Genomic DNA, 19,637 nt, shown 5'->3' with positions numbered 1-19,637 from the left:
AACACGTTACGCCTTTCTGGCTTTATAAAATTTGCCAGCGCCCGCAATTAACAGCAAAATTCCCACCCCTGTAGAAGTCCTCAACCACAGAGGCAAAACCTGCAGAAAATTCTTGTTCTCCTGGTCGGACTCAGGCGTTAAAACTGCCCTATGTCCCATATCATCAGAAGCAACTATACGCTCTACCTCCATGGCAGTATCGAATTCATAAATACCCTCTTCATCGGTCACGCCCTCATCGACCAGGTTTTCTTCTCCGTCATACAGCTCGACTTCGACATTTTCTGCCACAGTTCCATCATCAAATCCCACTTCTATTTTCCCTTCGGAAATTTCCTCTATCATCATTCTGTGAGCTGAAGCTTCGCCCGTCATCATCAGTAAAACAGCTGCTGCCAATATTACGGTTAAAGCTAAAAATTTTTTGCTTCTGGCCGTGTTCGGAAGCATGACTTTTGCAGTTAAATTTTCAGCCGACATCTTCATATTAAAACTCCTCTCTGAATTTTTCAAATAAAAACACCGAATTCCAGCTCAAAAAATAATACCATTAGCAGAAAGCCGCAGGAAAAAACCAGCACATCGCCAGCAGAAAACTCAAGCTCATCCTTCACATAAAATTCCCCTTTGAAACCGCGGGCCAGCATGGCCTGATAAACTCTTGCGGCTCGCTCATAACTTTTAATGAGCAGCATACCGATCAAAAATGCATAAGTTTTGTAGCAGTGCACTGAGGTTGCAGGCGTAAAACCCCGGCCCTCAACGGATTTCTGCATATTGCTAAATTCATCTTGGAGCACAAAAATATAGCGGTATACGAAGAAAAATAGATAAATAAGTTTTTTGGGGACATGAAAATATTTAAGAGCCTGCATTAATGAAGATACTGAAGAAGTTGAAAGCAGAGCAAAAACTGCCAGCATGACGGCATTGGACCGCAGAGTGATGCGCAGAGCATAAATAATACCATCGGAAGTTACTGTAAAAGGGCCAGCTGCTGCCAGCACCTCTCCTGGATAGGTAAAAGGTATCAGAATCCAGATACTGACTATAAAAATATTCAAGAGCGAAAGACGTTTGATCACTTTTTTTGTTCTTAAACCAGCCGCCAGGACCAGCACCAGAGAAAAAACGAGAGCTGAGACGAGCATAAATAAATTCTTTCCTGCAGCCGTGACTGCGGCCATCATCACCAGGATTACTATTTTTATCCGGGGATCCAGGCTGTGAATAAGACTATCTCCCCGGGAAAATTCAGCAGTAAGCATAATTTCCCGCCTCGCTTATCATTTTATCGCTGACAGCTTTTCCGTTCTCATAATTCCCGGTTTTACTTTCAGCACAAATACTACCAGCATTCCGCTCAAAAAACCTTCAATTATGATTACAGGCAGATGAGAAACAAAAATTAAACCGGCCAGCTCACTGAACGCCCCGGCGTCCGACAAAATCAGAGTTAAAACCACCATCAATACCGTAAGTAAAACCGCCAGCGCCCCGCTCAGTGCTGCCGCTGCACCTAAAATCTTTTTATTCGCCCGGCTTTTGGCAAAAACCAGTCTGAATAAATAACCAGCCAGAACAGCCGGTAAAGCCACATTGACAAGATTGACACCTAATACAGTAAAGCCACCGTGCTGAAATAAAACCGCCTGCAAAAATAAAGCTACCAGCATTGCCGGAAAAGCCACCCAGCCGAGTAATATGCCGGCAATTCCATTTAAAATCAGGTGCACACTGCTGGGCCCAAGAGGAACATGGATCAAAGAGGCCACAAATAAAGCCGCACTTACTATGGCCGCCCGGGGAATCTGATCTTCATTCATATTTTTGAGACCGACCGCCACCCCGGCTGTGCCCGCCGCCATCCCGGCCGCCAGAACAGGTGCCGACAGTACTCCCTCTGAGATGTGAATAATTCACCACTCCTTTGTTAAATTAATTTAAACCGCCCGGAATTAAATTTTCAATAAAAAAACCCCACCTTCAATGACAGGTGGAGAGGAGTAAAAATTAGGCAGGAGGCTAAATAAAAAAACTTACAAATTGAAACTAAAAAACATTCAACCCCCAATCTGAATCAAAATAATCCCAGCTGAGGGTAATTAGCGGGTAATAAACAAACAGAAAACAATAATCCTGCTCTAATTCCCTACCTTTCTTGCCATCGAAGAACAAGTAGGTCAATAGGCCAGCGGGCAGGTCTCCTGACTTCCAGCTTAAATCTGAATTTATCCCTTCCCTAAATACTAAAATATTTAAGTGGTCTTTAAATTCAGATTGATGCCGGTTACAGTGGCGGGCCCGTTCAGGCTTTGCACCTGATTCCCTATTCTCCTCCGGCCGTGACCGGGGGCACCCGACTGCCTTATATTAAATTTTAATTTTTTAGCTCACTTTTTTACGCCTCATTTTTTATATTCAATGATAACAGAAAGATTTCCTGCAAAATAATCAAAATCTTTGCCCGATCATCTATCTATCTCCTGATAAACCAGCAGATATTATGACATTAAGATATAAAGTGATGTCCACCACAGCAGGGAAATCCCCCAGTGAAGTTCCCCCGAGGTATCGGGCAGTAAGTTAAGATATGGATCTTCTTGTCTTCAGTTGGCTGATGGGTGTGTAAAAACCTCATTTAGTTGTACTGTAAGATATAAAGCTGCGTTCACAATGAAATTTTTCCCCGGCATAAGTTTAATTTTCGGCCAGATAATGGTTATCATAGCATTCTATAATATACTCGAACCTTCCACTTTTTGTTACCGGAATTTTGTCTGCCATACAAAATTAAAACAGTATAAAAAAAGAAATGCCGCCTTTTCAGGCAGTGAAGACCCGATGTTTTTAACACCGGAAGCAATAGCATTAAGAAGAGTTGAAACCACTTTAAATATTTACTCACATGTTTCTATGAAGGAACAGAGATAAAGCAGTTGAGATACTTCAAAAAGCCGGGAAATAATAATTTCGGGTTCGAAATTGGTGCAAGTAATAATTTTAAAGGCCTCGCCAGTTATTTTGGCGGGGCCTCTTTTCGTTGATATATGAATAAATAAAAATGGTGCGCCCGACAGGATTCGAACCTGTGACCTACGGATTAGAAGTCCGTTGCTCTGTCCGGGCTGAGCTACGGGCGCACTGTAAATATATTATTTTTTCCTACTTCACAAGATATCCTATCATATTAGATAAACTTAGTCAACAGTCTCTGTCATTTTCAAACTATTCTGTTCAAAGTTCATCTTATAATTCAGAAACATAATCCAGTATCTCATCGTAATCATGGGCTATACTCGCGCCGGCTTTTTTCAACCTCTCCATCTTGTGTGAGGGTTTGCTGCTTTCATCTTCAATGATGGCTCCAGCATGGCCAAAAACGGTGCCCTGCGGCATCTCCTCGGTGAATTTACCGGCCACGTAAACTATCAGCGGCTTGGTGAAGCCGCCCCTCTCCAAAAACTCCGCCACATCTCGCTCAAAATGGGTGCCGGGCTCGGAAAACATCACCACAGCTTCAGTCTCCTCATCCTGCTCGAATAATTTCAATAAGTCTTTAGGCGGCGATCCTATCATCGGGTCTCCGCCGATTCCTACCGAGGTTGAAACTCCCCTGCCAGCTCTTTTTATCATCCAGGAAGTTTCAGCAGTCATGCCTCCGCTGCGTGAAATAACACCTACATTGCCGGGAACAAAGCATCTGTCGGGATTATCCCCACCTATAGCTCCCAGTTTGACTCTGGCAGCGGGATTTATCAGTCCGACCGTATTCGGACCGATAATCCTGGCGTCAGCTTCACCGGCCAGATGAAGAATTTTCACCACATCCTGCTGGGGAATATTCTCCGTTATTATGACCATCTTCTTTATCCCGGCTGCGAGAGTTTCCCTGACAGCATCGAGGACGAAGGCCGGGGGAACATAAATGAGAGAGACATCGACTTCATTGTCCTTGCTGGCTTCTCTCACGGTATCAAAGACCGGGACTCCGGCCACTACCTCCCCGCCTTTGCCGGGAGTAACTCCCGCAGTTATATCGGTCCCGTAATCCTGCATATGTCCGGCCACCATGGAAGCTTCTCTGCCGGTAATGCCCTGTATTAAAACTGAAGTGTTTTTATCAACCAGTATTCCCATTATTGCTCTCCCTCCTGCCGATTAAATTCTTCCAGTTTTTCCTTCATGAGCCTGCCGGCCCGGGGCATAGTGATATCCTCTCCGTGATATTCTATGCCGGCGCTTTCAAATATTTCTTTCCCGCGCTCATCGTTGACACCGGCAAATCTGACCATGACCGGAAATTCAGCCGGATCCAGCTCCTTCTCCTCCAGGGCTTCTTTTACACCCTGAGCAACATTATCGACCTGGGTGTTATTGGTGATGTTGCAGCAGACCAAAAGCCCTTCCACGCTATCCTTGGAGAGAATGGCTTTGGCCAGCCCCCGCACTTTTCTTACAGGGGGGTTGCCGCCGAATTCGGTGTAGTTGGAGGGGCTCAAACCCAAATTGATCAGGGTGTCGAACATAACAAGACTTCCTCCTCCACCGCCGCACATAAAACCCACCTCTCCTTCCTCGAGCTCTATATAGCGGGCCGTGCCGCGGTAAGGATCGCGCTCATTAACCTCAACCACTCTCTTTTCCAGCTCTGTCAGCGGCCTCCAGATGCGCTCACTTCCGACCTGGACGCGTTCAGAAAGCTCCTTCTGACGGAACATAGCCAGATCATCGGCGGCCATCACGCAATCGGCTCCTACCACCTCTTCTTTTTCTGTAACTACCAATGGATTTATCTCCAGGGTGGTGCAGTCATACTCATAAAAAGCCTCGAATAATCTTACGGTAATGTGGGTCAATTTCCTCAAAAGCTCGCCGCTGAAACCCAGCTCGCTCCAGAGTTCTCTGGCCCTGTAATCCGGCAGCCCCCGGAAGGGATGAACTCCGGCTTTTTTAATCCGCTCAGGATATTTTGAGCTCATCTCCTCTACATCAATCCCTCCCTCGGTGCTGGCTATGACCAGCGGCTGGCGATTTTCTTTGTCATAGATGATGGAGAGATAAAGCTCTGATTTTATCTCCAGCCTTTCCTCTATTAAAACTTTTTCGACGGGAAATTCCTGTACCGTCATACCGAGTATTTCCCGGGCAGCACTGCGGGTTTCCTGCGGATCTTCCGGAAATTTTATCGCTCCCGCTTTTTTTCTCTTGCCGGCCGGCACGAGTGCTTTGATTACCACATCGTCATCCAGTTTTCTGTGAATCTCTTCGGCCTCCTGAGGACTTTCAGCCACTCCGGAATTCGGGATGGGAAAACCTTTTTTTTCTATAAATTCCTTGCCCAGATGTTCAAGAACTCTGGCCATGAATATTCCCCCTAAAATTATGTAGTTTTTTAAAATAACTGCAGCTTCTCTTCTTTCAAAACTCTTATTCACAGAGTTTTAGCAGTTCTTTCGCTCTCCTGTATACAGGTTCATCGACCATCTTTCCTTCCACCTTCATCACACCGCCTGCTTTATCTCCGGATTCTTCAAAAGCTTTCACAATCCTGCGGGCCAGCTCGATTTCCTCCCTATCGGGCGCAAAAATCTCATTTATTATCTCCGCCTGGGCGGGGTGAACTGCCAGTTTGCCGTCAAATCCCAGCGCTGCCGCCCGGCCGGCATCTTCTCTCAACCCTTCTTTATCATCGATGTCGGCAAATACGGTATCCACCGCCAGTTTACCGGCAGCACTGGCGGCCATGACGAGCTGAGATCGAGCCTGCTGCAGCTCTTCTCCTGTACGCGTCCGGCTGACGCCGAGATCAAGGGCAAAATCCTCTCCCCCCAGTGCCGCTCCTGAAATGAGCTCAGAACTCTCCAGCATTTTCTCAAGATTGAGAACCCCTCTGGCTGTCTCCACCAGCAAAATTATATCGATATCGTCCAGCTCTACCTCAGACCTCCGGGAAGCCACCGCTTCCAAAACTCCCGTAAACCTTTGAATATCACCGGCTTTTTCGGCCATGGGCAGTATCAGCCCATCCAGAGCCGGTCTGATAGCCGCCCTGCAGTCTTCGGGCCACTGCTTTTTTAATGGTCCATTCACACGCACAAATATATCGGGATGTCCGACTGAATTTTCGAGCTCGATCAATCTGTTTTCCACCAGCTCCCGGGCTTTTTCCTTATCCTGAGAGGAGACAGCATCCTCCAGATCGAGAATTACTGCATCGGCCTGCACATCTTCGACTTTATTCAATATTTTTGCGTTATTTCCCGGCATAAAGAGCAGTGACCTCAAAAGCAAGTTTTATTCCTCCCTGTCAAAATAATTTTGTTCGAGCAGCAGCTTAACCCGCCTGAGCGCCCGGGCCCTATGACTTATTTCGTTTTTTGACTCTGTATCCAGCTCTGCAAATGTCATATCCAGATCGGGCAGATAAAAAAGCGGATCGTAACCAAAACCCCCTTCTCCTCTTCTTTTCTCGAGAATTCTGCCGCGGCAGATTCCCCTGACAGTATGCTCCCTGCCTGTATCAGGATCGACCAAAGCCGCTGCAGTCACAAATCGGGCGGTGCGGTTTTCTTCCCTGACACCTTCCAGCCTGGATAGAAGGTGATTGTTATTCTCCTCATAACTGGCTTGAGGACCGGCAAAGCGGGCAGAATAAACCCCGGGTTCACCATCGAGAGCATCGACCATGAGCCCGGTATCGTCCGCCAGGGTCAATACACCGCTAACACCGGCACCGGCCCGGGCTTTTATCAGAGCATTCTCCGCCAGGGTGCTGCCCGTCTCCTCTACCTCAAATTCAAGATCCAGGCTCTCAGGCGAGAGAATTTCCATGCTTAACTCGCTGAATTTTTGCCCGATTTCTTTGAGTTTATCTTTATTTCCGGTTGCAACAAAAAGCCTTCGGCATCCGCTCATCATATCAGCTCCAGAGCGCGCTTTTGAGCATCGATCAAACCCTGGATGCCATCTTCTGCCAGTTCCAGCATTTTATCCAGATCAGAACGGGTATAGGGTGACTCTTCAGCCGCACCCTGAATTTCGATAAACTTACCCGATTCGGTCATAACTACATTCATGTCAACATCAGCGCTGGAATCCTCCTCATAACAGAGATCGAGTACATAATCCTCATCCACTATGCCCACGCTGGTCGCTGCAGTGAATTCCTTCAGGGGATTTTCCGAAACAATACCTTCCTCCATCATGTAATCAACAGAATCATAAAGAGCTACAAAACCGCCGGTTATCGAAGCAGTTCTGGTTCCGCCATCGGCCTGAATAACATCGCAATCTATCCAGATCGTCCTCTCATCCATGGCCTCAAGATCTATTACAGCCCGAAGTGAACGGCCGATCAGCCGCTGAATCTCACGGGTTCTGCCGCTTCTCTTACCCCGGGCGGCAGCTCTGGTTGTCCGGTCCTGGGTCGAACGGGGCAGAAGCGAATATTCCGCGGTAAGCCAGCCCTGATCTTCCCCCCTCAAAAAATAGGGAACACCGTCCTCGACCGAGGCGGTGCAGATAATCTTTGTATCTCCTGTACTCATTAAAACCGAACCCTCTGCATACTTGGTGTATCCTCTCTCAATTCTAACCGGTCTTAGATCGCGACTGTCAGAATTGCTGGATTGTGATGCTGTCAATATAAATCTGCCTCCTTTTTTTCTTTAAAAATATATTATGAATCAGAGCGCAGGGGCGAACATTCCGGACAGCTGAGATTAAAGGGATTATCGTCCTGACCTATCTTGCCGGCCAGCAGATAAAAACCAGTGTTGGGATCTTTTTCCAGGTCCAGGGAGAGATCGTACCCCTTGATATCACTGGTGTTTTTTACGTGGATGCGGGGCCCCGTACAGGTTGTAACCATCTCACCGATCTTGATCGTCTCCTCGTCCATGTATTCGACCGAAAGTTCAGCATTTATCAGTTCATTGACCTCCTGCTCGATTTGTTTCACGGAAAATCCCGGTCTTTCATTAAACTGAAGTACAAAACCGCTTTTAACATCGCTGTGGAGGGGAGGCCTTGGATAACCCTTGTTCGCGATTACCATAGCGGTTAAATCCTCGGCGGTATGAGCCATCTGCCGGTTAAACAGGGAGGAAAAGACTATTTCTTTGACCTCGGCTGCGGTGGGACCGAATACTCCCGGTCGGGCCACAATAACTTCCTCTCCGATGCCCACGAGCAGATCCGGCATGATATCGATATATTCGACAATTCTATCAAAATGCTCAATCACCACTCTTCTGTTTTTAAGAATGGCTTTCTCGGCAGCCTGAGCTATATTGCCGGCCTGGATAAAAGCCGATTCAAAGTTTATATCCACATGAAAGGCGGGCGAAGAAAAATTGTCGCGTTCAAACTCCTCCCAGAGCGGGAGCGGCCGAACATTAATACCTTCATCATCATTCGTCAGATTCAGGCCGGGGAACATCCCCTTTATCAGAAGAGATTTGCCGGAACCAGGTCTGCCTATCACCCCGATCAGATGATCGTTGGGCTGCAGATAGGACTGGCTCAGATGGTTGCCCAGAAATATTAGCCTGTCCTTTCCCCGGGGAGCATGATAAACCGCATGAGAGAAACAATCAATCAACTGCTCCACTCCCCTTTCTCTTTCCGGATCTGCTTTCGCTGTTGAAGTCCATTCGGGTCAGGGTACGCTGCATCTGATTTTTGACGATCATAAGACCTTCATCAAGACCCATACCCGGTTTGGCCAGAACCTGTTCCGGTCGCGCTGCCAGGGCCGCGTCGGTGCAGATTCGGGCGGAGATATCTGTCTCGTTGCAGGTTCCGCCCTGATAGGCCAGAAGACCTCTGCTGCGGCAGTATAATATAGCTCTCACGGTGTTCTGAATTCCTCCCAGATCCGGTGTTTTTATCTGAATCATGTGACCGGCCCGTTCATCGGCAAATAACATTATGTCGTCGAGTTTATTACACCATTCATCGGCCACTATTTCCACATCGCAGCCGCTTTCATCGATCAGCCGGCGCAGCCTGGAAAGTTTTTTTACCTGGTCGCGGCGGTTGCCGGCATCTATGGGACCTTCAATTCTGAGCTGGTAGGGGTCAGCAGCTCTCTCAGCCTTGCTTAAAAATTCACAGATAGCCTCCAGATCACCGGCAAATGCTTCGCCCAGAGTCCCGTAAACATCTATATGAAAAACCGGATTGTAATTTTCGCTGCCCAGCTGTCGAACTCTTTTTTTCAACCACCTGATATAGTCCAGAAGCTTTTCCCCTTCCTGGCCGAGTTTTCTCTTGATATTGTTGATCAAACCATGCGGGAGCACATCAGCCCTCTTTATGATAGCCTTATCAGCGTTTTCGTAGCGGTTATCTCCCGTCTGCACAAATATATCGACCGGCTCTAAAATAGGAGTAAGATCATATTCATCAATTAACACCTCGCTGCGCGTTATACCCCGGCTGAGAGCTGCAGCATCCAGCAAAGCCTGGGAAAAACCGTAGCGAAGAGCGGTGTGAAGCTGACGGCCCTCAACCGTCATTTCCTCCACCAGAGCAGCCAGCTCTCCAAAATTTTCAGCCTCTCTGCCGAGCAGCTCCGGTCTGACATGATTTTTTATGACCGGGATGAACTCTTCACTTAAAAATAACGGGTCCCGGCCACCAGTTCCCGAATACTGAACAGCGGCACAATCACCCCGGGCCACGCTGCCATCGGAGAGCAAAATCTCAATCAATATCGATTCTCCTGCCTGCCGCACCTGGGTGAAACCATCAGTTTTAGGATTGCCCAGATAGGCAGCTCCGTCGGGCTCGGCATCCTCTTTGATAGCTCTTTGATCATCAAAGAAGAAACCGGCCAGCCCCGGAGAAACCAGTATCTCTTCTATTTTAGCCATATTTTTTATTTACCCCCTCGGTCTGCCGGTCAGCCTGCCCTTGCCGATCGCATAAATATCATCGGTCACCATCTGAAAACCGGGCTGACGCCCCTCCTTCTCACCGCGCTTTTTCATCTTCTCCTCGTGAAAATCCTGAATGTCAGCGGAAAGAGGCAGGTTCCCGAACTCGAGATAGCGGACAGCCCCCTCGTTATCACGGGCCGGTAAAATCCCGCTCTGATTATAGCGGCTGGGAGCAAAAGGAACGTCCAAAACCCCTGATTCGAAGGCCCTCACAGTTCCAGCAGCCCAATCTCCTTCTCCCAGCTCCTTCACCCGCCCGAGGATATCTTCTACCTCACGGATAATCAAATCCTTCTCCTTTTCCAGGCCGGCCGAATCTTCCAGGCTCTGATCCAGAAGCATGCTGACTATCTGATTGCTCGTCTTCAGGCCGGCAGCGTTAGCCTCGCGAGAGGGTATGCCTTCTGCCTCATGAGGAGTTTTCACTATGACTTTGGTGGCATTGGCCAGAGCAGCAGCTGAAGCCCCCCAGCTGATAACTCCAAAAGCTTTGGCCTCATCCTGGGGAAAACCACCCATCCACTCGTGCAGTACAGTGGTGACGCTAACATCTTCATAGCCTTCATCATCCAGAAACTGCCGGGCCAGCACCCGCAAAGTTTCGACAGCGGCGACATCCTGAACCAGATTGCCGTTCTGACCATAACCCAGCGTCAGATGCTTAACCCCCTGCTCGGCGGCCAGCAGCCCCTCGAGAACAGCTATCGAATGAGAGACGGCCGGGGGCACTAAAGTCCCGGTCAAAGGGCCGAAGGGTTCTCTATTTATCTCCACTCCCTGACTCTGGTAAAAACCGACCAGCCTGTCGACATACTGCCAGTCGCGCAGAGATTTTTCCAGAGAAACATCTTTGGCATAGGGTATATTATAAGAAATACCTCCCCCCTCAAAATCGGTAAATCCTCCCGCCAGGGTGATTTCCGCCAGAAGCCGGGCATCCGGGGTTCCGTGACGGGCCTGAACGGGAGCATCGAGCGCCTCGACAACTTTCCGGCAGATTTCCACTCCGTGGTTGACGGCTGGAAAGCCGTTTAAAAGCGAGCGGCCTTCCTCCCGGCTTTCCTCTATACCCTGAGCGGCCTTTTCATACTGATTCTGCCTGGTGTAGCTGTCTATAGTGACCGGCAGAAGATCTGCTTCTCCTTCTGTACGAAGATGGCCGAGCAGATCTATCAACTCATCGGGTAAAGCCACCCCCGCCCGCGGCTGAGTGAGGGTTTTTTTTGCTTCATCGGCCTCTGTTAGCTTATCGACCATGCAGCTGTCGTCGGGAAGATTTTTGTGGAATTCAACGGCCTCCTCCCGATCGACTTCTGCTCCTGTCGGCCAGGATGAAAGCACCTCTTTGCTTTCCTCTTCAAATTTTTCCTTCGGCAAAAATTTATTTTTGAGTGACTCCATCTGTTAATTGGCCTCCCCTTGATTTAAGGCTGATGATATATTTTTTCATGAGCTGGATGCTCTCTTCTTTTCTTTCCTCTCCCAACAATCCCAGCACAGGCAGCAGATAATTTTCATCGAGATAAAGCCGGGGATCACGCGGAGTCAGGGTTTCCGGACTGAGCTGGTTTTCATACCTGGCACCTGAAAGTATCGCTCCCGGTTCGGAACTCATCGCCATTATACCACCTGTACCTATAACGGAATCTATACCGGATAGGTCTTTGCCTCTGAGTACGTATTCCTCCCCCTGGGGAGTATAAACAGAAGAAACTTCGCCCGCATGTCGGGAACTGGCAATTCTCACCGCTTCGCAGGCCAGAACAATATCAAATCTTTGCTCCAGCTCGCCTTCTGGCAGACTGTCCGGTCTCTCTACGATAGCTTCCACATAATCATATAATTTATCGGCGGGAAACTCATCCTGATAGATATTTTCATAAAGATCTGACAGTCTCTCGGTGCTGCTCACCTCAACCAGCGAGCCGGCCGAATAGCGCAGTCCTATATCTCCCTCGACGGTGCGCTTCAAAAATGGTTCCTCCAGTCCCCGCTGAATGAGACTTTCATCCTCAGGTCTGCCGTCGGCGGCCGAATGAACATCGGTGGTCGCCCCGCCTATATCGATTATCATAAGCTCCCCCAGACCTTCAACGCTGCCGGCACCTTCCTGCAGCAGAGAGGCTGAATTCAGCACTGCTGCGGGCGTGGGCATTACAACTCTATCCACAATTTCTTTAACCCGATCCAGCCCCCGGGCCCGAACGATTCTGTCCAGAAACACCTCCCGAATCTTCTCCCGGGTGGGCTCTATCTTTAGCTCTCCCACTTCTGGCATCACATTATCGACGATATGATGTTTCTGGCCGGCCCGGGAAAATTTACGGGCGACCTGAGATTTTATGCTCCGATTTCCGGCAAAAATCACAGGCTGATCGAGTTCAGAACCGGCTATTTTCTCGGCGTTTTGCAGGACGATCTCTTTTTCGCCTCCATCTGTGCCGCCGGCCAGCAGCAGGATATCGGGAGAATGAGCCTCCATATCTTCGATATCCTCATCGGTCAGTTCATAACAAAAAGTACCCACCAGTCTGCCCCCGGCTCCTAAAGCCGCCCGGCGGGCCGCCTCGGTGGTGAGATTTTTTACAAGTCCACTGGCCACTATTTTCAATCCGCCGGCAGCGCTGCTGCAGGCCAGTTTTATCCCTGCTTTTTTCCAGTCAGGAATTCTGTCCAGAGCCCTGTTGATACCAACATTTATATCTTTTTCCACGGTAGTCGGTGATTGAGAGGCGGCCACCAGTTCAATTTTATCCAGATCGAATAATCTGGCCTTGGTGAAGGTGCTGCCTATATCGATGGTGAGTGCCGTTTCAGGCGGAGCCATAAAATTAACCCCCCGAGACATCGCCGGCGGCCGACAGATCTTCGCGGAGATCATCGATGGCTTCCTGCGGCTGGGTGTCGGATGAATAAACCCTGTCAAAACCCATATCGAGATAAAGTTTTTCCACTTCCTCCCAGCTTTTTTTGCCGATGACGAGATTGCCGCCGATGTACATGATAACATCACCGATGCCCCGTTCTTCCAGTTTTTCTCTCAGCCCCCGGCAGTCGATTTCACCGTGCCCGTAAAGAGAGGAAACCCAGATGGCATCGGCATCTGTCTCTATGGCAGCATCGACAAACTCCTCCTGGGAAGCCATAACTCCTATATTAACCGGTTTTATGCCGTTTTCTTCCAGGGCCCTCTCCAGAATTTGATTGCCGATGGCGTGAACATCGGAGCCTATCACCCCTAATACCACGGTAATATCATCCTGTTCACCGTCGTTTCCATTCTGCTCTTTCAACTTTTTAACCCCCCAGATTTACGATCTCCAGCCTTCATATTCAATTAACCAGCTGTAAAGACAGTCTGATTATACCAGCACAGGTTAAAGGGCTGCCCGAAAAGGCAGCCGCAGCCAAAAAATAATATCGATAAAATAAATCTGTGCAGCAATTTCTTATAGAGAATTCTCCTCTGTATCTTCTATTTCGATATCATATTCCTCATTATCTCTGCTTTCCGGCTCATCCTGCCTGACTATATCCTCTGAAAATTCATAGGAAGCGGTGAGATCGAGATGACCGGCCAGGCTGGATACTTCCTCTCCTTCTATCTCAAATCCGACTTCGCTGACTCCGGGCAGAAGGCTCAGGGTGTTGACCGCAGAATATATCGTAAGCCGCTCACCGGTACTGCCGCCCCAGTGATTCAACTGCCAGTCCTCATTAAAATTTACAACCAGCCTTTCATCTCCACTGTCATGTTCAAGAGAAATAACCTCGCTGTCTTCCGGCATGGTGGGACCTAATTCATCGCTTTCCGGTCCCTCTATTAATTCCTGCAGAACCTGCAGGTAAAAATCCTCCCCCGGAATTGTTCTGACTTCGGTGTCGAGATACATACCATCAGAAGTTGAGAAAAAAAGCTCCACCTCATGTTCTTCTTCGGGATCGACCGGAGTATATTCTTCTCTCTGCAGCACAAAAACCGACAAAGAAAAAATCAGGATGAGCACAACTATAACCGCCAATCTTTGGCGCCTGGCCTTTAAAAACAGCATCTATTCCACCCCATTTCTGCTGCCTTCAAGATAATTAATTATGCCTGTCACTGCCGATTCAGCTGCCTTCTCCCGAAAATCATCCTGCTCTAAAAGCTCAGCATCATCGGGATTGGAAAGAAAGCCTATCTCCAGCAGAACAGAGGGCATTTCAGTGTCTCTGATAACGGTAAAGTTATCTTCTTTAACCCCTCTATCGGTCAAAGGCAGTTCAGCCGCCATAGTGCTCTGCAGCTGCCGGGCGAGGTCATAGCTGTCAGCTTTCCGGCCGGGAGCATAATAAGTTTCCAGCCCACTAACCGCCGAACGGGGAGCAGCATTGGAATGCACACTGACAAAAAGGCTGGCATTGCTGTTATTGGCCATCTCAACCCGCTCATACAGACCCAGAAATTGATCTCCTCGCCTGGTCATGATAACATCATATCCCTCTTCCTGCAATAGTTCATTCATATACTTTGAGATGGCCAGTGCTACTTCTTTTTCTTCCAGTCCGCTGCTGGCCACCGCCCCGGGATCAAAGCCTCCGTGACCGGGATCTATTACCACCAGGTTTTCCTGGCGATCTTCGACGTCCCTATTCAAAGCCAGAGAAATTCTATCGGTTTCTTCGGGTGACATGACCTGATAACCGTAAAATTCATTCAGCTCCAGCACGATACGAAGGGTATCACCTTCCTCACCATCGTATCTGCCCATTCTGATATCCTCCACAAATCCTTTGGGCTCGGGCAGTTCTATCTCCTCTTCCCCTTCAGACAGACCGGGAATATCAACTGCCAGCCTGCGGGGATTCTCATATTCCTTTACTTCATAGGACATTTCGCTGGAAAGCTCAATATCGAAACCAAAACTGCCCGGCTGTTCGCTCAAATCCAGCTTTTCCAGAACATCGGCAAATTCTATGCGATGTAAATATCCCCCTTCTTCAATTTCCTCCGAACTCCAGTTATAGCCCACCTTCTCTTCAAATTCAGCAACTAGTCGGGTGGTGTTGGACTCATGAATTGTGGTGTGTATCTCCGAAATCATCTCCCCTTCAGGATAATGCTCCTCGGGAAAATTTTCTCCTGGATCAGTATTGAACATACTGACTACCAGACGCGTCGGATTTCCTGTCGCAAATATTTCCGGCTCTATATCCTCATCCGTAATGAAAGAAAAGCCGTCTTCCAGTATCTCCAGATCATGAACCCGGCCGCTTTCCACCCTGCTGACCGGCTGAAAAACAAATTTTTGTTCATCTTCCACTCGCTCATGCGAGAGATGAGCTTCATCCTTGAGATCAAAGACCACTCTGACTGTAGGAGGATCATTTTTGAACTGACTTTTGCGCACATTCTCTATGTAGGGATTATCCTCAATTTCTAAATCGATAGAACTATTCATCATATCGGGTATATCGACCACAAACCTGCGCGGATTTTCCAGCATCTGCAGCTCCGGCTCCGGCAGATGGTCATTGGATTTGATGCTAATTCCTTCCTCTTCATCCCAGGATATATCGGTTAACCGGGGGAGAAAATCCACCACCAGATTCCCGGCCAGCTCGTCAACTCCCCCATCACGCCGGTAGGGAAGTTCTTCGGGGCCGGAGATCGTCACACGGACTCTGTTTTCCTCTTCATCCTCTCTCGCTCTAATATTAAAATTGCGGTCGGAAGCATTATCGACATAATCCGGTGCCAGAGCTGCACTATCTATCTCGATAGTAATATTGCCTTCCTCTTCGGTTTCTATAACTCTGTAAGGAGTAATTTCGTCCATATCAAAAACAAGCTGTCTGCCGTCAGCCGCCCAGAAAATCTCCTCAAGTTCGGTTTCAGGCCGGTAAATTTGGAAGGATTCAATTTCATCGCCGGCAATTTCCCTGCTGATCTGATAGCCAAAAGAGCTCATGACTTCCATCAAGGGCACATAACCTGTCCCGTCCAGTATTTTAGGTTCCAGAGGAGAAAGGCGGGTGCTGTCATTGGCCTGAATATATCCGCTGCCCATCATCAATCTGACCAAAAAATCATCGCGCTCTAAATCCACTATTTCCAGTGATTCCTCCCATGTGAGCTCAGCTCCGATGATATCGGCCAGCTGTCGGGCTGCAACCAGCGGACTGCTTTCCTCCATAACTGGCTCCAGTTCAGCGGTTACATTATCATCCTGGTAATATATTTCCGGCCCAAAGTCTTCGGCCGAAACCCCGGCTGGCAGGACCGACAGCATCAGAAGAATAAAGCTCAATCCCACTATCAGACAAAATTTAAAAGGTGCCTGAGGCTGTGATTTAAAAAAATTATGTAATCTTAATTTAGAGAGATAGCTGCTTAATTTCATGGTCACTCCTCACCCCGGCTAAATGTATAGATCCAGCATCAAGCCCCTGATCTCATCCAGTTTATCGACTATCTCGAGCGAATCAGACTGTTCGGCAAAAAATTCCCGGTGCAGTTCTTCCAGCCTGCTGTTGATCTTCTCGATGATGGTGTAAGTTTTTAAATTCCCCTGTTTATCCCAGCTGTGTGATTTTCGGGCCCGGGAAATTTCCTGCTGTACAAAACGCAGATATTCTTTAACCTTCCTCTTATAGGCGATCATATCCTCTTTTTCCATCGACTCCCGTAACTTTCTCCCCTGTTCGTCCACCGCCTCCAGCAGCTGATCGAGCTGTTCTCTGACCTGCTTTTTTTCGACTTCCTGGAGATGACTTTTAAAACTCTCTCCGGAACGACGGGGTCTGGTTGATCTTTGCGAATTTCTGGATTTTCCTGTTTTGCCGGAAGAGCGGTTACCTCGAGAGCGTCCGATTTTATCGCTGCTTTTATCCGAAGTTATGGCATGTAAACCTCCCCGAAATTACCTGGCAATATAATTTTCAAGCTCTTTATAAACTCCGTAATTTTATAATTCTAGTCCCGATGCAAAAAACCTGCCCGATTAATCCATTTAAAGGGAATCAATCTTCAGTAAAGAATAATTAATTCAAAAGGATAAGGAGGTGAAACAGATTTGACATCTCTCAAGCCGGAATTGAAAGAGATTTCGTCACCGGAAATCGACGGGAACAGCTCTCCTGATTCTCCCGTCGTCCTGATCAGCAGCTGTCTTCTGGGGAGGGATTGCCGCTACGACGGGAAGATTATCACCAGTGAGGAAGTTCAGGTGCTGACAGACCATCTGCGGGTAGTGCCGGTATGTCCTGAGACCGAACTGGGTTTGAATTCTCCCCGCCCTCCCATAAAACTCTGGAAGAGAAGAGAGGGAAAAATGCTGCTGTATCAGCCGGCCGCCCAAAAATTCTGGCATCGGAAGATAAGAATGAAATGCCTGCGCTATCTGCGGAGTAATCCTTATCTGGCCGGTATGATATTGAAGAGCCGATCGCCCACCTGCGGCCCCGAGAGCTGTAAATTTTACCGACCGGGATCTTCTCAGCCGGCCGGCAGAACTTCAGGATTTCTGCCCGCCCTGGCAGCCCGACATGATCCTTTTTTGCCGATCATCGATGAGAAAGATATCAAAAAGCCGAAGAAACTCTATCGCTTTCTCACCAAAATATACGCCCTTCACGACTGGCTGCTGCTGCTTGATGATTTCTCTATCGCCGGTCTGCATGAATTTCAGGCCGACTATAAGCTTATGCTGCTGGGATTTGACCAGCAGGGTGTTGACGAACTGGGCAGAATTGTGGCCCGGCAGAAAGAATACAGTGAATCTGAGCTGAAGAGAAAATATCTGAAAAAGTTTATCGACTGTTTTTCCGGGCGCCTTACCCGGGGAAAATGGAAAAACGTCGTATTGCATGGTTTCGGCCATATAACCGAAGAAATTTCTGATGAAGACCGCCAGAAGTTTCTACAGATGGTCGAAGAATTTAGACATGGCCGGAATAATTATCATGAGATGCAGAACTGGCTTTTGAATCGAGCTGAAAAACTCAATAATGATTATCTGCTGAAACAGAAGTTTTTGAAACCCTTTCCTCATGATCTGGCCTCTGACCTCAGATCGAAATACACCGCTCCCGATCCTTTCATTGAAAAATAAATAAAAAGCTGAAAACCCCCGGATAGGGACCAGCACCGGGGGTTTATTATGTCTCAAAGATGTATCACAGCTATTATTTTTTGATTTTACCTGCGGAGTTTTAATTTAAACCCCGCCTGATCCGACGTTATCCGGCCAAACCTTCATATATTCCTATGACCAGTACTATGGCTATGGCAACGGGGATAACATAGCGTATTAAGAAACCGTACCAGCTGCCGATCTTAATCTTACCTTCGACCCTGTTGGCTTCATCGACCACATTTTGAGCTTTATAAACATAACCCACAAATATAGCGGTCAGAAGACCTCCCAGAGGAAGGAAGACAGTATCAGCAAAGAAATCATAGGTATCGAGAATATCCATACCCAGAGGATTCACATCGGTAAAGCCAGCCCAGGCACTGTAGCCCAAAACCGGAGGTATACCTACCAGGAATATTATGATGCCGAGGGTCACAGCGGCCTTGGCCCGGTCCCATCTCTTCTCATCTACCAGCCAGGCTGTAACGACCTCGAGCAGCGATATAGCCGAGGTTACAGCAGCAATGGTCAAAAGCAGGAAGAATAAAAAGCCAAAGAAACTTCCCAGAGGCATTTCACCGAAAACAGCCGGCAGAGTTACAAAGGTCAAACCTGGACCTGTCGCCGGATCGAGTCCGAGGGCAAAAACGGCGGGGAAAATGGCAAAACCGGCCATAACAGCGATAAGAGTATCGAGCCCAACAACGTAGGCGGCATTGTCACCTATATTATCCTCCTGGGAGAGATAACTTCCATAAGTTATAATCGCTCCCATACCCAGGCTCAGCGTGAAGAAAGCCTGACCGACGGCAGAGGATAAAGTCCCCGCGGTAACGGCACCCCAATCAGGAGAAAGATAATAAGCCAGGCCTTCGCCTGCTCCCTCGAGGGTTAGCGATCGGAAGATCAAAACAACCAGCAGAATGAAAAGGATGGGCATCAGCGTCTTAACAGCCTTCTGAATTCCATTGACAACACCGGAGGCTATTATCGAAACACATATAGCCATAAAGATCGCATGATAGAAGATGGGTATACCCACCTGAGTGATATGTTGATTGAATATTTCAGGATAATTCATCTCCGGCGTCAGTCCCGTTACCGACTCGACGATGTAATGAATGGACCAGCCTCCAATCACGGAATAATAACTGAGAATGACAAAGCCGGTCAAAACACCCAGCGCTCCCACAAGCCACCAGGGAGTATTTGGGGCTAGGAGACCGTTGAAAAACCTCGTTCTTTGAAAATAAAATATGCGATAATTTCTCGAAAAAATGTTTGAGGCGAAAAAATAAAACACAAGCAGCATTTATACTGTCGATTTAGTGGCCTTTTTCTCATTATTTCCGCTTCCAAGTACCTTTTTTACCTTCTTGAGACATACTCCTGGCGCACTGCTTAACAGTTTAGGCAGTCTTTTTATGTTTACTGCTAAAGCTTTACACATCATCTGGAACTCTATTTTGCGTTTGCCAAAAAATCGAGCCTGCCTCATGCCGTGTCTAAAGAATAACTCAGCTATCTTTCTTTCAACGATATAGCGCTTATGATAAGTTTCTTCAAAATCTTC

20 protein-coding genes, 1 tRNA gene and 1 riboswitch are annotated in these 19,637 nt (G+C 48.0%); of the genes, 2 read left to right on the top strand and 19 right to left on the bottom strand.

Annotated elements, in window-relative coordinates:
• Positions 1 to 6: 6 nt before the first annotated feature.
• Genes BLT15_RS09285 through cbiM form a run of 3 tightly spaced genes read right to left on the bottom strand, consistent with a single transcriptional unit; the run spans position 7 to position 1,910 of the window.
• Positions 7 to 486: a hypothetical protein gene (locus tag BLT15_RS09285; RefSeq protein WP_089760972.1), complete on the bottom strand. Its 480-nt coding sequence runs from the start codon at positions 484 to 486 to the stop codon at positions 7 to 9.
• A gap of 23 nt (positions 487 to 509) precedes the next feature.
• Complete coding sequence (cbiQ, locus tag BLT15_RS09280) at positions 510 to 1,268, bottom strand: cobalt ECF transporter T component CbiQ (protein WP_089760970.1); 759 nt, start codon at positions 1,266 to 1,268, stop codon at positions 510 to 512.
• A gap of 18 nt (positions 1,269 to 1,286) precedes the next feature.
• On the bottom strand, positions 1,287 to 1,910 hold the full coding sequence (gene cbiM / locus BLT15_RS09275; protein ID WP_268762243.1) for a cobalt transporter CbiM: 624 nt from the start codon (positions 1,908 to 1,910) through the stop codon (positions 1,287 to 1,289).
• A gap of 270 nt (positions 1,911 to 2,180) precedes the next feature.
• A riboswitch (cobalamin riboswitch) is annotated at positions 2,181 to 2,379 on the bottom strand.
• 234 nt (positions 2,380 to 2,613) lie between these two features.
• On the opposite strand from cbiM, the gene BLT15_RS09270 reads away from it, so the two are divergent.
• The gene (locus tag BLT15_RS09270) at positions 2,614 to 2,934 is read left to right on the top strand and encodes a hypothetical protein (protein WP_143423054.1); all 321 of its coding nucleotides are present in this window, start codon (positions 2,614 to 2,616) and stop codon (positions 2,932 to 2,934) included.
• A gap of 131 nt (positions 2,935 to 3,065) precedes the next feature.
• Here the strand turns inward: BLT15_RS09270 and BLT15_RS09265 are convergent.
• From BLT15_RS09265 to BLT15_RS09200, 14 genes are all read right to left on the bottom strand, one after another.
• Positions 3,066 to 3,143, bottom strand: a tRNA-Arg gene (locus tag BLT15_RS09265).
• A gap of 106 nt (positions 3,144 to 3,249) precedes the next feature.
• Positions 3,250 to 4,140: a succinate--CoA ligase subunit alpha gene (locus BLT15_RS09260; RefSeq protein WP_089760964.1), complete on the bottom strand. Its 891-nt coding sequence runs from the start codon at positions 4,138 to 4,140 to the stop codon at positions 3,250 to 3,252.
• Entirely contained in the window at positions 4,140 to 5,366 is a 1,227-nt protein-coding gene (locus BLT15_RS09255) for an ATP-grasp domain-containing protein (RefSeq protein WP_089761041.1), read from the bottom strand. Before BLT15_RS09255 ends, BLT15_RS09260 begins: the two co-directional genes overlap by 1 nt.
• Positions 5,367 to 5,430: 64 nt before the next feature.
• Positions 5,431 to 6,294, bottom strand: coding sequence for an HpcH/HpaI aldolase/citrate lyase family protein (locus BLT15_RS09250; protein WP_089760962.1), 864 nt, complete (start codon positions 6,292 to 6,294; stop codon positions 5,431 to 5,433).
• A 3-nt stretch (positions 6,295 to 6,297) separates the two neighbouring features.
• Entirely contained in the window at positions 6,298 to 6,918 is a 621-nt protein-coding gene (locus BLT15_RS09245) for an XTP/dITP diphosphatase (RefSeq protein WP_200769735.1), read from the bottom strand.
• Positions 6,918 to 7,646, bottom strand: a complete 729-nt coding sequence (rph, locus tag BLT15_RS09240) for a ribonuclease PH (RefSeq protein WP_089760958.1) — start codon at positions 7,644 to 7,646, stop codon at positions 6,918 to 6,920. Before rph ends, BLT15_RS09245 begins: the two co-directional genes overlap by 1 nt.
• A 35-nt stretch (positions 7,647 to 7,681) precedes the next feature.
• Positions 7,682 to 8,614, bottom strand: coding sequence for an alanine-tRNA synthetase second additional domain-containing protein (locus BLT15_RS09235; protein WP_427854227.1), 933 nt, complete (start codon positions 8,612 to 8,614; stop codon positions 7,682 to 7,684).
• Positions 8,598 to 9,881 (bottom strand): methylaspartate ammonia-lyase, encoded by a 1,284-nt coding sequence (locus tag BLT15_RS09230; RefSeq protein WP_089760954.1) that lies wholly within the window; start codon positions 9,879 to 9,881, stop codon positions 8,598 to 8,600. The genes BLT15_RS09235 and BLT15_RS09230 overlap by 17 nt, the downstream gene beginning before the upstream one ends.
• Before the next feature lie 9 nt (positions 9,882 to 9,890).
• On the bottom strand, positions 9,891 to 11,348 hold the full coding sequence (locus tag BLT15_RS09225; protein ID WP_089760952.1) for a methylaspartate mutase subunit E: 1,458 nt from the start codon (positions 11,346 to 11,348) through the stop codon (positions 9,891 to 9,893).
• Complete coding sequence (gene glmL, locus BLT15_RS09220) at positions 11,329 to 12,774, bottom strand: methylaspartate mutase accessory protein GlmL (RefSeq protein WP_089760950.1); 1,446 nt, start codon at positions 12,772 to 12,774, stop codon at positions 11,329 to 11,331. Before glmL ends, BLT15_RS09225 begins: the two co-directional genes overlap by 20 nt.
• A gap of 4 nt (positions 12,775 to 12,778) precedes the next feature.
• Positions 12,779 to 13,240, bottom strand: a complete 462-nt coding sequence (glmS, locus tag BLT15_RS09215) for a methylaspartate mutase subunit S (RefSeq protein WP_089760948.1) — start codon at positions 13,238 to 13,240, stop codon at positions 12,779 to 12,781.
• 156 nt (positions 13,241 to 13,396) lie between these two features.
• Entirely contained in the window at positions 13,397 to 13,999 is a 603-nt protein-coding gene (locus tag BLT15_RS09210; RefSeq protein WP_089760946.1) for a GerMN domain-containing protein, read from the bottom strand.
• Positions 14,000 to 16,219, bottom strand: a complete 2,220-nt coding sequence (locus BLT15_RS09205; RefSeq protein ID WP_159429888.1) for an N-acetylmuramoyl-L-alanine amidase family protein — start codon at positions 16,217 to 16,219, stop codon at positions 14,000 to 14,002.
• A gap of 129 nt (positions 16,220 to 16,348) precedes the next feature.
• Complete coding sequence (locus BLT15_RS09200; protein ID WP_234985582.1) at positions 16,349 to 16,801, bottom strand: YaaR family protein; 453 nt, start codon at positions 16,799 to 16,801, stop codon at positions 16,349 to 16,351.
• Between the two features lie 201 nt (positions 16,802 to 17,002).
• Here BLT15_RS09200 and BLT15_RS09195 point away from each other — a divergent pair, with 201 nt between their 5' ends.
• A complete protein-coding gene (locus BLT15_RS09195) occupies positions 17,003 to 18,040 on the top strand; it encodes a DUF1722 domain-containing protein (RefSeq protein ID WP_089760940.1) in 1,038 nt (345 codons plus the stop codon).
• 127 nt (positions 18,041 to 18,167) lie between these two features.
• Here BLT15_RS09195 and BLT15_RS09190 read toward each other — a convergent pair whose 3' ends face one another.
• Both BLT15_RS09190 and BLT15_RS09185 read right to left on the bottom strand, forming a co-directional pair.
• Positions 18,168 to 19,376, bottom strand: coding sequence for a sodium-dependent transporter (locus tag BLT15_RS09190; protein WP_089760938.1), 1,209 nt, complete (start codon positions 19,374 to 19,376; stop codon positions 18,168 to 18,170).
• On the bottom strand, positions 19,377 to 19,637 hold a 261-nt coding region (locus tag BLT15_RS09185), incomplete at its 5' end, for a transposase (protein ID WP_200769734.1).

Source organism: Halarsenatibacter silvermanii (assembly GCF_900103135.1).
In the GTDB taxonomy this organism is placed as follows: Bacteria; Bacillota; Halanaerobiia; order Halanaerobiales; family Halarsenatibacteraceae; genus Halarsenatibacter; species Halarsenatibacter silvermanii.
This window is presented reverse-complemented; position numbering and strand designations above follow the sequence as displayed.

What these genes read in the sequence shown, in the direction of transcription:
- BLT15_RS09245 (WP_200769735.1), bottom strand. Translation starts at nt 6,918, where the DNA reads ATGAGCGGATGCCGAAGGCTTTTTGTTGCAACCGGAAATAAAGATAAA.
- BLT15_RS09210 (WP_089760946.1), bottom strand. Translation starts at nt 13,999, where the DNA reads ATGCTGTTTTTAAAGGCCAGGCGCCAAAGATTGGCGGTTATAGTTGTG.
- BLT15_RS09205 (WP_159429888.1), bottom strand. Translation starts at nt 16,219, where the DNA reads ATGCTGTCGGTCCTGCCAGCCGGGGTTTCGGCCGAAGACTTTGGGCCG.
- BLT15_RS09255 (WP_089761041.1), bottom strand. Translation starts at nt 5,366, where the DNA reads ATGGCCAGAGTTCTTGAACATCTGGGCAAGGAATTTATAGAAAAAAAA.
- BLT15_RS09190 (WP_089760938.1), bottom strand. Translation starts at nt 19,376, where the DNA reads ATGCTGCTTGTGTTTTATTTTTTCGCCTCAAACATTTTTTCGAGAAAT.
- BLT15_RS09260 (WP_089760964.1), bottom strand. Translation starts at nt 4,140, where the DNA reads ATGGGAATACTGGTTGATAAAAACACTTCAGTTTTAATACAGGGCATT.
- glmL (WP_089760950.1), bottom strand. Translation starts at nt 12,774, where the DNA reads ATGGCTCCGCCTGAAACGGCACTCACCATCGATATAGGCAGCACCTTC.
- cbiQ (WP_089760970.1), bottom strand. Translation starts at nt 1,268, where the DNA reads ATGCTTACTGCTGAATTTTCCCGGGGAGATAGTCTTATTCACAGCCTG.
- BLT15_RS09285 (WP_089760972.1), bottom strand. Translation starts at nt 486, where the DNA reads ATGAAGATGTCGGCTGAAAATTTAACTGCAAAAGTCATGCTTCCGAAC.
- BLT15_RS09225 (WP_089760952.1), bottom strand. Translation starts at nt 11,348, where the DNA reads ATGGAGTCACTCAAAAATAAATTTTTGCCGAAGGAAAAATTTGAAGAG.
- BLT15_RS09230 (WP_089760954.1), bottom strand. Translation starts at nt 9,881, where the DNA reads ATGGCTAAAATAGAAGAGATACTGGTTTCTCCGGGGCTGGCCGGTTTC.